At 68.8% G+C, this 13,685-nt stretch carries 15 protein-coding genes; 9 read left to right on the plus strand and 6 right to left on the minus strand.

The window, feature by feature from the left end; translation table 11 throughout:
* Window positions 1–36: 36 nt before the first annotated feature.
* The 3 genes from AWB89_RS25845 (at window position 37) to AWB89_RS25855 (ending at window position 4,152) form a co-directional block, all read left to right on the plus strand.
* The gene (locus AWB89_RS25845) at window positions 37–645 is read left to right on the plus strand and encodes a TetR/AcrR family transcriptional regulator (RefSeq protein WP_085177547.1); all 609 of its coding nucleotides are present in this window, start codon (window positions 37–39) and stop codon (window positions 643–645) included.
* Window positions 646–787: 142 nt separating this feature from the next.
* The gene (locus AWB89_RS25850; RefSeq protein ID WP_172401663.1) at window positions 788–1,219 is read left to right on the plus strand and encodes an MmpS family transport accessory protein; all 432 of its coding nucleotides are present in this window, start codon (window positions 788–790) and stop codon (window positions 1,217–1,219) included.
* Window positions 1,216–4,152 (plus strand): MMPL/RND family transporter, encoded by a 2,937-nt coding sequence (locus AWB89_RS25855; RefSeq protein ID WP_085177549.1) that lies wholly within the window; start codon window positions 1,216–1,218, stop codon window positions 4,150–4,152. Before AWB89_RS25850 ends, AWB89_RS25855 begins: the two co-directional genes overlap by 4 nt.
* On the opposite strand, the gene AWB89_RS25860 is transcribed toward AWB89_RS25855, so the two are convergent.
* Window positions 4,100–4,531: a type II toxin-antitoxin system Rv0910 family toxin gene (locus AWB89_RS25860; protein WP_085096633.1), complete on the minus strand. Its 432-nt coding sequence runs from the start codon at window positions 4,529–4,531 to the stop codon at window positions 4,100–4,102. The genes AWB89_RS25855 and AWB89_RS25860 overlap by 53 nt on opposite strands.
* Window positions 4,532–4,755: 224 nt before the next feature.
* Here AWB89_RS25860 and AWB89_RS25865 point away from each other — a divergent pair, with 224 nt between their 5' ends.
* Window positions 4,756–5,472 (plus strand): hypothetical protein, encoded by a 717-nt coding sequence (locus AWB89_RS25865; RefSeq protein ID WP_142282645.1) that lies wholly within the window; start codon window positions 4,756–4,758, stop codon window positions 5,470–5,472.
* Between the two features lie 6 nt (window positions 5,473–5,478).
* Here the strand turns inward: AWB89_RS25865 and AWB89_RS25870 are convergent, their stop codons facing one another.
* The gene (locus AWB89_RS25870; protein WP_085096639.1) at window positions 5,479–6,282 is read right to left on the minus strand and encodes an SDR family NAD(P)-dependent oxidoreductase; all 804 of its coding nucleotides are present in this window, start codon (window positions 6,280–6,282) and stop codon (window positions 5,479–5,481) included.
* A 4-nt stretch (window positions 6,283–6,286) separates the two neighbouring features.
* The gene (locus AWB89_RS25875; RefSeq protein ID WP_085096782.1) at window positions 6,287–7,306 is read right to left on the minus strand and encodes an SDR family NAD(P)-dependent oxidoreductase; all 1,020 of its coding nucleotides are present in this window, start codon (window positions 7,304–7,306) and stop codon (window positions 6,287–6,289) included.
* Between the two features lie 223 nt (window positions 7,307–7,529).
* On the opposite strand from AWB89_RS25875, the gene AWB89_RS25880 reads away from it, so the two are divergent.
* On the plus strand, window positions 7,530–7,934 hold the full coding sequence (locus tag AWB89_RS25880; RefSeq protein ID WP_085096642.1) for a group I truncated hemoglobin: 405 nt from the start codon (window positions 7,530–7,532) through the stop codon (window positions 7,932–7,934).
* A 55-nt stretch (window positions 7,935–7,989) separates the two neighbouring features.
* The gene (locus AWB89_RS25885) at window positions 7,990–8,748 is read left to right on the plus strand and encodes a class I SAM-dependent methyltransferase (RefSeq protein WP_085177553.1); all 759 of its coding nucleotides are present in this window, start codon (window positions 7,990–7,992) and stop codon (window positions 8,746–8,748) included.
* 115 nt (window positions 8,749–8,863) lie between these two features.
* On the opposite strand, the gene AWB89_RS25890 is transcribed toward AWB89_RS25885, so the two are convergent.
* Window positions 8,864–9,790, minus strand: coding sequence for an RluA family pseudouridine synthase (locus AWB89_RS25890; protein WP_085096648.1), 927 nt, complete (start codon window positions 9,788–9,790; stop codon window positions 8,864–8,866).
* On the minus strand, window positions 9,787–10,347 hold the full coding sequence (gene lspA / locus AWB89_RS25895) for a signal peptidase II (RefSeq protein ID WP_085177555.1): 561 nt from the start codon (window positions 10,345–10,347) through the stop codon (window positions 9,787–9,789). The genes AWB89_RS25890 and lspA overlap by 4 nt, the downstream gene beginning before the upstream one ends.
* A 25-nt stretch (window positions 10,348–10,372) precedes the next feature.
* Here lspA and AWB89_RS25900 point away from each other — a divergent pair, with 25 nt between their 5' ends.
* Entirely contained in the window at window positions 10,373–11,344 is a 972-nt protein-coding gene (locus tag AWB89_RS25900) for an asparaginase (protein WP_085177557.1), read from the plus strand.
* Here AWB89_RS25900 and AWB89_RS25905 read toward each other — a convergent pair.
* Complete coding sequence (locus AWB89_RS25905; protein WP_085177559.1) at window positions 11,309–12,742, minus strand: DNA polymerase IV; 1,434 nt, start codon at window positions 12,740–12,742, stop codon at window positions 11,309–11,311. The genes AWB89_RS25900 and AWB89_RS25905 overlap by 36 nt on opposite strands.
* A gap of 33 nt (window positions 12,743–12,775) precedes the next feature.
* Here AWB89_RS25905 and AWB89_RS25910 point away from each other — a divergent pair, with 33 nt between their 5' ends.
* Window positions 12,776–13,270, plus strand: a complete 495-nt coding sequence (locus tag AWB89_RS25910; RefSeq protein ID WP_085096660.1) for a hypothetical protein — start codon at window positions 12,776–12,778, stop codon at window positions 13,268–13,270.
* A 68-nt stretch (window positions 13,271–13,338) separates the two neighbouring features.
* Window positions 13,339–13,685, plus strand: a 347-nt coding sequence (locus AWB89_RS27405; RefSeq protein WP_158089852.1) for a hypothetical protein, incomplete at its 3' end; no start/stop codon positions are given.

Consider the following 13,685-nt stretch of genomic DNA (forward strand, 5'->3'; position numbering starts at 1 on the left):
TCACGCGCCCGGGCGCCGCGGATCTAAGGTGGGCCCATGGCCCAGACAGCCGACTGGCGGGCGGAGCCGTCGCCGTGGTCGCCGCGCGAGGCCGAGTTGCTCGCGGTGACGTTGCGGCTGTTGCAGGAGCGCGGTTACGACGGGTTGACGGTGGACGCCGTGGCCAGCGAAGCCCGGGCCAGCAAGGCCACGGTGTACCGGAGCTGGCCCTCCAAGGCCGAATTGGTGCTGGCCGCCTTCATCGAGGGCATCTGCCAGGTCGCGGTCCCGCCGGAAACCGGCACGTTGCGTGGCGATCTGCTGCAGATCGGCGAGAGCATCTGCCAGCAGGGCCGGCTCAACGCCGGCACCATCCGCGCGGTGCTCGTCGAGGTGTCGCGCGACGCCGCCCTTCGGGACGCCATGCAGCACCAATTCCTCGATCAGCGCAAGGGCGCCATCCAGTACATCCTGCGGCAGGCCGTCTACCGCGGCGAGATCGAGGAGGCGGCCATCACCGACGAACTGTGGGACCTGTTGCCTGGATACCTGATCTTCCGCTCGATCATCCCGGGCGAGCCGCCCACGCGTCGCACGGTGGAAGCCCTGGTGGACGGCTTCATCATGCCCGGGCTCACCCGATCCGGCGGATATCAGGCCAGTTGATAGATGATCTGCGAAGTGTACGGTCCCGTCTCTTGTGCAGTACTGATCAGTACCGTAAGGTCATACCCAGCGATCGCGCTCACCACGGCAGCGTGATGGTGTCGCCCGAGCATCGAAAGGCCAACGGGTGAAGGGGATTTCGATGTCGTCTCTGGTCAGGCGGGGGTGGATACCGCTGGTCGCGGTGCTCGTCGTGACGTTCGCGGGGTTCGCCATCTATCGCCTGCACGGGATCTTCGGTTCCCATTCGAACGTCTCGGCCAACAGCGGCCTGGCCAACGAGATCGTGCCGTTCAACCCAAAACAGGTGGTGCTCGAGGTCTTCGGCGCGCCGGGTGCCGTCGCGACCATCAACTACCTGGACGTCAATGCTCAGCCGCAACAAGTCAAGAACGCGCCTTTGCCCTGGTCGTACACCATCACCACGACCGAGCCCGCGGTGATCGGCAACGTGGTGGCGCAGGGCACCGGGGACACCCTCGGCTGCCGGATCACCGTCAACGGCGAGGTCAAGGACGAACGCACCGTGAACAAAGTCGACGCCTACACCTTCTGTCTGGATAAGTCGGGATGAGCAACGATCAACAGACGCGGCCGCGCCTGCCGCACACCATCCGCCGGCTCTCGCTGCCGATCCTGCTGTTCTGGGTGGCGCTCGCCGCCATCACGAACATCGCGGTGCCGCAGCTGGAGGACGTGGGAAAAACCCACAACGTGGCGCTGAACTCGCCCGACGCGCCGTCGCTGAAGGCGATCAAGCGCATCGGACAGGCCTTCCACGAGTTCGACACCGACAGCTCGGCCATGATCGTGCTGGAAGGCGACAAGCCGCTCGGCGCGGACGCCCACCGGTTCTACGACGCGATGGTTCGCAAGCTCGAGCAGGATAAGAAGCACGTCGAGCACGTCCAGGACTTCTGGGGCGACACCCTGACCGCGGCGGGGTCGCAGAGCAGCGACGGCAAGGCCGCCTACGTCCAGCTGTTCCTTGCGGGCAACCAGGGCTCGGCGTTGGCCAACGAGGGCGTCGGCGCCGTCCGCGACATCGTCGAGCACATGCAACCACCGCCCGGCGTCAGGGTCTACGTGACGGGCGCGGCCCCGCTCATCTCCGATCAGTTCGACGTGGGCAGCAAGGGCACCGCGAAGGTCACCGCGATCACCGTCGGGGTGATCGCCCTGATGTTGCTGTTCGTCTACCGTTCGTTCTTCACTATGCTGCTCGTGCTCGTCACGGTCCTCATCGAAATGTCGGCCGCCCGAGGCATCGTCGCCTTCCTGGGCAACGAAGGAATCATCGGGTTGTCGACGTACGCGACGAACCTGCTCACGTTGCTGGTGATCGCCGCCGGAACGGACTACGCGATCTTTTTCGTCGGCCGCTACCAGGAGGCGCGCGGGACCGGCGAGGACAAGGAAACCGCCTACTACACCATGTATCACGGCACGGCCCACATCGTGCTGGGCTCGGGCCTGACCGTCGCCGGCGCGGTGTTCTGTCTGGCCTTCACGCGGCTGCCCTACTTCCAAAGTCTGGGCATCCCGGCCGCTCTCGGCATCCTCGTGGCGCTGTTCGCCTCACTCACCCTGGGCCCGGCGGTGCTCACCCTGGGTGCCGCCCTGGGCGTGTTCGACCCGAAACGCGCGATGCGAACCCGCGGTTGGCGACGTATCGGCACGGCGATCGTCCGTTGGCCCGCCCCCATCCTCACCGCGGCGTGCGCCCTGGCCCTGATCGGCCTGCTCGCGTTGCCGGGATACAAGACGAGCTACGACACCCGGCCCTACATGCCCGCCAGCGCCCCGGCCAACATCGGTTACACCGCCGCCGAGAAGCACTTCTCGCGCGCCCGGCTGGAACCCGAATTGCTCATGGTCGAAACGGATCACGACATGCGCAACCCGGCCGACATGCTGATCCTGGACCGGGTGGCCAAGGCGGTGTTCCATGTGCCCGGCGTCGCGCAGGTGCAGACCATCACCCGGCCGCTCGGGACCCCGCTCGACCACAGCTCGCTCGCCTTCGTGATCAGCAACCAGAGCGCCGCCCAGCAGGAAAACCTGACGTACCAACGGGATCGGGCGGACGACCTGCTCAAGCAGGCCGGCGAATTGGCGAAGACCATCAACATCCTCAAGGAGCAGTACGCGCTGCAGCAGCAGCTCGCCGCGGCCACCCACGCCGAGACGCAGAGCTTTCACGACACTGTCGACACGATCAGGGACCTGCGGGACAAGATCGCGAATTTCGACGACTTCTTCCGGCCGATCCGCAGCTATTTCTATTGGGAGAGACACTGCTTCGACATCCCGGCGTGCTGGGCGATCCGATCCGTCCTCGACGCCCTCGACGGCATCGACCAGCTCACCGAGAAATTCGAAAACCTCACCGCCACCCTGGACAAGCTCGACGCGCTGCAGCCCAAGCTCGTCGCGCTGATCCCGCCCCAGATCGACAGCCAGGAGACCAACCGCCAGCTGACGCTGGCCAGCCACGCCACCCAGGCCGGCATCAACGCCCAGACGCAGGCCGCGATCGACAACGCGACGGCGCTGGGGCGGGCCTTCGACACCGCGAAGAACGACGACAGCTTCTATTTGCCTCCGGAGGTGTTCAACAACCCGGACTTCAAACGCGGGCTGAAACTGTTCCTCTCCCCCGACGGCAAGGCGGCCCGGATGATCGTCACCCATGACGGCGATCCCGCTACGCCGCAAGGCATTTCGCACATCGATCCGATCGTCAACGCCGCGCATGAGGCCCTGAAGGGCACGCCGATGGCCGACGCCCAGATCTACATCGGCGGCACCGCCGCCACCTACAAGGACATCCAGGACGGCGCCCGCTACGACCTGCTGATCGTCGGGCTCGCCGCGCTCAGCCTCATCCTGCTCATCATGATGATCATCACGCGAAGCCTGGTCGCCGCGCTGGTCATCGTGGGCACAGTCGCCCTGTCGCTCGGCGCCTCCTTCGGGCTGTCGGTGCTGGTGTGGCAGTACATGTTCGGCATCAAGCTGTATTGGGTGGTGCTGGCGCTGGCGGTGATCCTGCTGTTGGCGGTGGGGTCCGACTACAACCTGTTGCTGATCTCGCGATTCAAAGAGGAAATCCATGCCGGCCTGAAGACGGGCATCATCCGCTCGATGGCCGGCTCGGGCTCGGTGGTGACCTCCGCCGGCCTCGTCTTCGCGGTCACCATGTGCGCGTTCGTGTTCAGCGGTTTCCAAGTGCTGGGCCAGATCGGGACCACCATCGGCCTGGGTCTGCTGTTCGACACGCTGATCGTGCGGTCCTTCATGACGCCTTCCGTCGCAACGCTTCTCGGGCGCTGGTTCTGGTGGCCGCAACGGGTGCGCCCCCGGCCGGCCAGCCAGATGCTGCAGCCCTACGGATCGCGCGCGTCGGTGCGGCAACTGCTGCTGTGGGAGGACGGCGACACGGCGGTGCTGCCTAGCCGTAGCGCTCCACAAACTGCTTCAGCGACTTCTCCACGTCTCCCCTGACGGCGCGGGCCGCCGCGGAACCCACCGGCCCGAACAACGGGCGTCCGCCCAGCTCGAGGCGCAGGCCCAGGGTGGACCCGCCCGCGGCGGGCCGCACGGTGAGGGTGACGCCGTATTTCGCTCCGCCCTTGCCCGCCCCCGACATCGCGACCTCGTGCGGCGGGTCCCACTTCGTCACCGTCCAGGTCACCCGGTTGCGCAGGCCCTTGGACCGCGCCACGCCGACGATCTGGGTGCCCTCGGTGATCTCGTCGGGCAGCTCGCTGCGCCAGCCCTCGTGCATGACCAGCCATTCGCCCAGATCCGAGAGGTCCGACACGTGATCCCACATCGCCTGCGGGGTCATCGGCATGTCGGCGCTCAGGTCAACGGCGGCCATGGGTTCCTCCTCTGTCAAGCCATTGCCGGTTCGTCAACACACCCATTCCCCCGGGCCGGGCGAGCCGGTCCACAACGCCAACATTGGCGTTTTTGCAATCGGTAGGCAACCGCCGCTGCAAGAATGTCGCAAGCGGTCGTCTCTACCGTGCAACCTGAAACCGGCGGAAGGAAGCAGCAGAAGCGCTACCGGCCGAGCTGGATCCGAGAGTCCAGGGGATACGCATGACAAAGGCATGGCTGATGATGGGTGGGGGTTTTGTCCTGGCTTGTGCCGGACTCCCAGCGATGCTCGATTGGTCGCGCTACTGGTGGTGTTCGGCGTTGTTCGTACCGGGATTCGCCCTGCTCGCCATCGGCAGGAGACGGCACGATCTGCTGATGATGGCCAGGGCGGCCCAACAAAACTTGGAACATCAGCTCGACGCGTCAGGCAGCGGTGCCGGCGTCGCCGGTTCGCAGCCACCGTTGCAGGCGAATCCTGCACCGGGGACACGTAGCCGCAAGCCCGCCGGCGCCGTCGCCTGGATCGGCGTCGTCTTTGCCATGATTCTCGCGTTTGTCGGGCTGCGCGTGGCCGTGCAGGGGGTGTTGCCCGAGGCCCTGGATTCCGGCACGCCGGCGACGGCGACTGTCGTCAGCTGCGTCCCGCGCGAGTCCCAGGGCATCAAGGGCTACCGATGCGACGTCAGGTGGACCGTCAACGGAGTATCACGGACCGGCCCGTTCCACCCCACGGCGAAGTGGGGCGGAGGCTGGGTTGCGGTTGAACGAAATCCCCTGCCCGTCGGGTCACAGCTGGACGTTCACGTGCGCGGCGGCAGCGCCTACCAACCGGCGAACCTGGCCCTCGATGTCGCGCTCATCGCGGGCGGACTGGCGCTGATCGCGGCGGGCGTTGTCCTGTACTTGTATCTCCGGCGCAGATACAGCAGTCGGTAGTCGCCCCTAGCGGCTGGGCCCGCCGCGGAATCGGTTGCCGATCCGCAGCCCCGGCAGCAGCAAGGTGCGGGGCACGAACCTGCCGCCGGTGCTGACGACCTTGGGCACGATGCCCGGAACCACGCTGCGCTTGCCGGCCAGCATCCCGCCGATGGCGGCTTCGGCCACGTCGCGCGGCGACACCTGCGCCACCGGGATGCTGAACCGTTCGGCGTTGGCGATCTCGGCCCATTCGGTGGGGACCGGCCCAGGGCACAGGACCGTGACCGACACCCCGGTTCCGTGCAGCTCCTCGTGGATGGCCTCCGAGAACGTCTGCACGAACGCCTTGGTGGCCGAATACACGGCCATGTACGGCAACGGCTGGAAGCCGGCGATCGAGGCGATGTTCATCACCGCGCCGGCGCCGCGCTCGACCATGCCGGGCAGCACCGCGTGGGTGAGTTCCATCAAGGCCAGCGCGTTGAGCGTCACCTCTTCGCTTTCGCGGTCGAGCGGCAGCTCGTAGAAGATCCCGCTGGTGCCGAAACCGGCGCTGTTGCACAGCCCGGCGATCGGTTCGTTGCGCAGCCGATCCGCCAACTTGGCGCGGCTTTTGGGATCGCTGAGGTCCAGCGGCAGCACCTCGACGGCTACCGAGTATTCCTGGCCCACCTCGTTGGCCAGTTCGTCGAGGCGCTCGCGGCGCCGCGCGACCAGCAGCAGCGGGAACCCGCGGCGGGCCAGGCCGCGAGCGAGCTCCGCGCCGATGCCGGAGGAGGCGCCGGTGATGACGACGGTGGTGTCGGTGTCAGGTTTCGGAAGACTCATCGTGTCACCAATGTATCCCTCGGGTCGCCCGGACAAACGTCTCGCTGCGCTTGTCGAAAGGCTCTGACTCACTGGACGATTCGCCGCCCTTGGCGGCGTCGGAGTCTTTGAACATGGCGAATGCGCGGTTGCGCACGCGGTCCATCACCGCCGGGTTCACCGCGTCGGCGACGGCGGCGAATTGCCCGAACGGCGAGCTTGCGCGCCTGGGCCGGTGCACGATCGCGTCCGCGATCACGCCGGCGGCCTGCTCGGGCGTCAGCGCGGGGAACTTGTCGTACATCGTGGTCGGGCTGATCATCGGCGTGCGCACCAGAGCCATATGCACGGTGGTGAACTTGACGTTGTCGTTGACCACCTCGGCCTGCAGGGCGTCGCACAGGCTGTCGAGGGCGGCCTTGCTCGCGATGTAGGCGCCGAAACGCGGCGCACGGGTCTGCACACCGACCGACGAGACGTTGACGATCTGCCCGAAGCCGCGTTCGCGCATCCCGGGGATGAACTTGAGGATGAGCTGCACGGCGCCGAGGTAGTTCAGTTGCATGGTCCGCTGGTAGTCGTGGATGCGGTCGTAGGACAGCTTCAGCGAGCGCCGGATCGACCGCCCGGCGTTGTTGATCAGGATGTCGACGCCGCCGAGATCCTCGATCACCTGATCGGCCATCGCGGCGATGGCGTCCACGTCGGACAGGTCGCACGGGTACACGTGCGCGATTCCGCCGTTGCCGCGGATCTCGTCGGCCACCTTCTCGAGGTTCTCCCGGGTGCGGGCGACCAGCGCCACCACCCCGCCGGCCTCCGCGATCTTTTTGGCCGCGGCCTCGCCGATGCCCGACGACCCTCCGGTGATGAGCACGATCCTGCCCTGCACGGCATCCTCGAGCGTGCGGCCCTGCACCGCGTCCAGCACGTTCCGCAGATAGAACGGCCGATATCGCCCGGCGGAGTTGGGGGTGTTGATGATGTTGGACATCGCCGCGAAAGGCTTCTCCACCAGGTTGGTCAACTCTCCAAGGAGATTCATCGGCATGCGCTCCTGACGGGCAATGTGACGTGGGTCATAAAACCAACCTAGGGCATCCGCCGGCGGTCCGAGGCAAGATTGCCGCCATGTGAACGACGCTTCGGCGGCTCACACGGCGGCCCGAGCCGGGGCCATTGGTGGGCAATCCCCTTGTTACAGAGAGTAATCCGGGTGTGATCGCGCACTAACTGGCGGGCAACGCCGCGATGTTCCCATCGGATTTATGAGAATTCTGGCACGCTTCCGCAATCCAGAGCCGGCCACGATCTACGAGCGGATCGGCGGGCACGAGGCCCTCGAGGCCGTCGTCGAGGACTTCTATGTTCGCGTGCTTGCCGACGACCACCTGTCCGGCTTCTTCACCGGCACCAACATGAACCGCCTCAAGGGCAAGCAGGTCGAGTTCTTCGCGGCCGCCCTCGGCGGACCCGAGCCCTACACGGGCGCACCGATGAAGCAGGTGCACCAGGGGCGCGGCATCACCATGCACCACTTCAGCCTGGTTGCCGGGCACCTGGCCGAGGCGCTCGCCGCCGCCGGAGTGCCGTCGGCCACCGTCACCGACATACTCAGCGCCATCGCGCCGCTGGCCCCCGAGATCGCGTCGTCCGAACCCAGCACGGTCTGAGGCCGCCGGCCGCCACCATGGCGGCGATCTCGGTGCTTCGGTGACAATGCAATGCATGTCCCGCACATTCGAAGACCTGGTCGCCGAAGCCGATTCCGTATCCGTCGACGGCTGGGACTTCTCCTGGCTCGACGGCCGCGCGACCGAGGAGAGGCCGTCCTGGGGTTTCCAGCGGCAGCTGAGCGGTCGCTTGGCGGCGGTGTCGGCGGCGCTCGACATTCACACCGGGGGCGGTGAGGTGCTGGCCGGCGCGGCGCCGTTCCCGCCCACCATGGCGGCCATCGAGACGTGGCCCCCGAACGCGGCGCTGGCGACCAAACGCCTGCATCCGCTCGGCGTGGTGCTCGTCGCGACCCGGGACGAGCCGCCGCTGCCCTTCGCCGACGAGGCGTTCGACCTGGTGACCACCCGGCATCCGATCTCGGTGTGGTGGGCCGAGATCCGCCGCGTGCTGCGGCCGGGCGGCACGTATTTCGCTCAGCACATCGGGCCCGCCACCATGGGCGAGCTGGTCGAGTACTTCATCGGGCCGCAGCCGGAGAAATGGGCAGAGTTTCATCCGGACGCCGTGCGCGCGCAGGTGGAGGCCGCGGGCCTGCAGGTCGTGGATGTGCGCGCGGAGCGGCTCAGGGCCGAGTTCTTCGACATCGGCGCCGTCGTCTACTTCCTGCGCAAGGTGGTGTGGACGGTGCCGGACTTCACGGTGGAGCGCTACCGGGACCGGCTGCGCGAGCTTCACCAGCAGATCGAGGCCGACGGGCGGTTCGTCGCGCACCCGACGCGCGTCCTGGTCGAGGCCCGCAAGGCCGGGTGATCAGCCCTGTGATCCGGCACCAACATCCACCGAGCCTGTGAATCTGCAGAAGAAATGCGAGACAAGCCCTGCAAAATTACAGGCTCGACGAATCTCCTAGCGCAAGGCCGGGTGATCAGCCCTCGGCGCGCAACACGTCCAGGGCGTGCTGCAGATCGGGCGGGTAGGGGCTGACGATCTCCATCCGCCTGCCGTCGGCCGGGTGGGCGAAGGACAGCGACCGCGCGTGGAGCCATTGTCGTTCCAGCCCAAGCCTTTTCGCCAGCACCGGATCGGCCCCATACACGAGGTCACCGCAGCACGGATGGTGCAGCGCGGAGAAATGCACCCGGATCTGGTGAGTGCGCCCGGTTTCCAGGTGCACGTCGAGCAGGCTCGCCGCGACGAACGCCTCCACGGTGTCGTAGTGGGTGAGGCTGTGCCGGCCGTCCTTGGTGACGGCGAACTTCCACTCGCCGCCGCGGTGCCGTCCGATAGGCGCGTCGATCGTCCCGCTGGACGGATCGGGATGCCCCTGCACCAGCGCGTGGTAACGCTTGTCGACGGTGCGCTGCTTGAACGCACGCTTGAGCACCGTGTAGGCGCGCTCGGACAGCGCCACGACCATCACTCCGGAGGTGCCGACGTCGAGGCGGTGCACGATGCCCTGCCGCTCGGGCACACCGGAGGTGGTGATCCGGTAACCGGCGGCGGCCAGGCCGCCGAGCACCGTGGGCCCAGTCCAGCCCACCGACGCGTGGGCGGCCACCGCGGCGGGCTTGTCGACCGCGACGATGTCGTCGTCGGAATAGAGGATCGTCATGCCCTCGATGTCGACGGGCGTGTTTTCCGGCGGGGCCGGTGCCTCGGGCAGGCGCACGTGCAGGAAGGCGCCGCCGGTCAGGCGGTCGGACTTGCCCGCCGGCACCCCGTCGAGTTCGACGCCGCCGCCTTCGGCCAGCGCGGCCGCGGCGCTGCGCGACAGCCCGAGCAGGCGCGCCAGCCCGGCATCGACCCGCATGCCCGCGAGTCCCTCGGGGACGGGCATCGATCGCTCGGTCAACGCTCGACGGCCTTGCGCCGGCCCACGGTGTCGAAGTCGTAGCCGAAGATCGACAGCACCACCAGCAGGATGGCCCCGCCGACCACGGACGGGTCGGCGACGTTGAACACCGGCCACCAGCCGACAGAAAAGAAGTCCACGACGTGGCCGCGCAGCGGCCCGGGCGACCGGAAGAAGCGATCGACGAGGTTGCCCATGGCGCCGCCGAGGATCATCCCGAGCCCGACCGCCCACCACGGCGACACCAGCCGTCGCCCCATCCAGAAGATGCCGACGACGACGCCCGTCGCGATCAGCGTCAGCACCCAGGTGTACCCGGTGGCCATCGAGAACGCGGCGCCCGAGTTACGCACCAAAGTCCAGGTCACCGTGTCGCCGATGATCGATACCGGCTGGCCGGGGGGCAGCAGCCTGACGGCGAGCACCTTCGTCACGATGTCCAGCGCCAGCACCACCGCCGCGACCGACAGCAGCAGGCGCAGCCGCCTCGGCGGCCTGGTGGGTGCGGGTTCGGGTTCGGCCACCTCCGGGGCCGGCCCTGATGGTTCGTCGGACACGTCACCATCATCCCCTAACCCGACGGTGCGCGATGATGCCACTGTGGCTTATTCGAAGGGCCGCCTCACCGTCATCGCCACCGGAGGCACGATATCGACCGGTAAGGGCGCCGACGGGGTGCGGCGACCGGCCTACAGCGGTGCGGAGCTGACAGCGCCCGTCCGCGGGACGTTCGACGTCAGCGTCGTCGACCTGCTGTCCGTCGACAGCTCGGAGCTGACACCGGCCGACTGGGACAAAATGCGGGGCGCCGTGCGCGCCGCCATCGACGACGGCGTCGACGGTGTGGTCATCACCCACGGCACCGACACCATGGAGGAGAGCGCCCTGTGGCTCGACCTCACGCACGCGGGCGACGTCCCGGTCGTGCTCACTGGCGCCATGCGCAGCGCCGACGCCCCGGATGCCGACGGCCCGGGAAACCTGCGCGACGCGTTGGCGGTCGCGGCCAGCCCCGCCGCCCGCGGCCTGGGGGTCCTGGTGTGCTTCGCCGGCCGGGTGCTGCAGCCGCTGGGCATGCACAAGGTGGCGACCGAGGACCTGAGCGGCTTCGCCGGCGAACTGGTCGGCGGGGTGGGCCGCGGCGGCGTGACCCTGACCGGCCCCAAGACGCGCCCGTATCTCGGCGACCTCACCGCGGCCGGTGCGCCGCGGGTCGACATCGTGGCGGCGTACCTGGGCAGTGACGCGGTGGCGCTGGACGCCTGCGTGGCCGCGGGCGCGCGTGCCGTCGTGCTGGAGGCGCTGGGCTCGGGCAACGCCGGGGCCGCGGTCGTCGAGGGCGTGCGCCGGCACTGCGGCGACGGAGTGGTCGTCGCGGTGTCCACCCGGGTCCCCGGCGGCAGGGTCGGCGCGAGTTACGGCCCCGGCCACGACATGGCGGCCGCCGGCGCCGTGATGGTGCCGAGGCTGCGGCCGCCGCAGGCACGCGTGCTGGCGATGGCCGCGCTGGCCGCGGGGCTACCCGTCGCCGACGTCATCGACCGCTGGGGATAGCACCGCGTCGGCCTGCAGCGCGCCGATGTAGTCGGGCCAATCCAGGGAGTCGACGGGGTTGGCGCCGGTGAGGTCGCCCGTGTCGGCGGGGAACGTGCGCGCCTGGCCCGGGCCCGAGCCGCGGGTTTCGAACCGCACGGTCACCACCCCGTGGCCCGCGCCCTGCACCCAGCCGTGCCCGAAGTCGCGGTGGGCGACGGCGTCTCCCACCCGCCACCCCGCGGCGTCTCCCACCCGCGACGCCGACGCTTCCGGGGCCGGCGCGAACATCGCCTCGGTCGCGGTCGCCACGGGTTGTTCCTCCTGGGGTTGCAGGGTCTCCCCCGCCAACTCCAGGTCGGGGAACAGCGACTCCTGGCGCACGTCGCTCAATCCCGAAAAGCCCACGCCCAGAAGGCGAATCGGCCCGATATCGCGCGGGTCGAGCAGCAGCCGGCGGGCCACCGCCATCAACGCGCCCGCTTCGGTCGTCGCGTAGGGCAGCGTCGCCGAGCGGGTCAGCGTGCTCATGTCGGACTTCTTCAGCTTGACCGTGACGGTGCGCGCGCCGCGGCCGTCGCGCAGCAGGCGTTGGTGGGCGTGCTCGGCGATCGGGTCGATGGCGTCGCGCAGCTGCTCGAGGCTGGTCAGATCGACGGCGAAGGTCGACTCCGAGCTGATCTGCTTGGCCTCGGCGCGTTCGGCGACGGGGCGGTCGTCGATGCCCCGGGCCAGGCGGTGCAGCGCCGGGCCGACCGTCGCGCCGAGCAGGTTGGCCACCTCGGCGTCGGTCAGCGCGGCCAGCTGCCCGATCGTCTCGATGCCGAGCCGATTCAGTTTCTCCTCGGCGACCGGGCCGATGCCCCACAGCCGGCGCACCGGCAACCCGTCGAGCAGCGACCGCTCCTCCGCGCGCCGGATCACCCGCACGCCATCGGGTTTGGCCAGGCCGGACGCGATCTTGGCGATCTGCTTGCCCGAACCCGCGCCGACCGAGGCGACCAGGCCGGTCTCGTCGCGAATGCGGCGCCGCAAACTTTCGCAGAACGCCTCGACGTCTTCGGCCGGCGCCCCGGCGAGTTGTGGTGGCTCACCGAAGCCCTCGTCGACGGACAGCTGCTCGACGACGGGCACCAGGCCCCGCACCGTGTCGAACACCCGGCGGCTGGCCACCCCGTACACGACACCGCGCGGCGGCAACACCACCGCGGTCACGCCGACCAGCCGGCGCGCCTGATGCATGGGCATGGCCGACCGGGCGCCGAACACGCGGGCCTCGTAGCTGGCGCCCGCCACCACGCCGCGGCCACCAAGCCCGCCAACCAGCACCGGCCGCCCCCGCAGGGTCGGTCGCGTCAGCTGCTCGACGGAGGCGAAGAACGCGTCCATGTCCAGGTGCAACACCCAGCGGGACTCCACACCTGCCGATGCTATTGGTCTAACGTCCTGGGTATGGACGCCGAGCTGAGCGCGCCGACGTCCCGGCTGGGGCGGTTGCGTCACCAGTGGGACCAGCGGTTGCAACCCGGTGAGCAGACCACCGTGCTGGCCTGGGCGTCGTTCACGCTCACATTTGCCGGGCTGCGCGGGCTCACGCACTGGATCCGAGCCGGCCACGGGCCGTCGGGTGGCGGTGTGAGCTTGGGCGGCAAGCACTTTCACCACTACAACATCGGCATTGGAATGCTGGCGACGGTCGCCGGCGTGGGGCTGCGCGGATCGGACAAGCAGCGGCACCACCCCGCGGCGGCGATCGCGTTCGGCGCCGCGAACGCGATGATCGTCGACGAGCTGGCCCTGCTGCTGGACCTCAAGGACGTCTACTGGGCGCAGGACGGCCGGGAGAGCGTCGACGTCGCGGTCGGCGTCATCGCCACCGGCGCGACGGTCGTGGCCGGGATGCCGTTCTGGCCGCACGCGCGCCGCGCGTTGCGTTCGCGCGTGTAACCACACCGCGAAAGTGCAACTGCCGACCGCCCCTCTCGGGAAACGTGTCGGCAGTTGCACTTTCGCGGTTGAGCAGATGTGGCTCACTTCTTCCCGGGGGCCGGCAGCTGCTGGATCGGCTGTGGGTGGACCGGCTGCTGCTGGATCGGTTGCGGGTGGATCGGCTGCTGCTGGATCGGGTGCTGCTGGCAGGCCAGGCACTGGATCGGCGGGTGGCCACCACCCTGCTGGCCACCGCCCTGCTGGCCACCGCCCTGCTGCTGGCCACCACCCTGCTGCTGGCCACTACCCTGCTGCTGACCGCCACCCTGCTGCGGCGGCACCGGCACCGGAACCGGCACCGGCACGGGGATCACTCCGGGGACGTTGACGGTCACCGAGGGAGGGGGCGGCGGGGTGCCCGGGTCGGCCGGGG

Origin of the sequence: Mycobacterium paraense (assembly GCF_002101815.1) — a bacterium.
Classification (GTDB): Bacteria; Actinomycetota; Actinomycetes; order Mycobacteriales; family Mycobacteriaceae; genus Mycobacterium; species Mycobacterium paraense.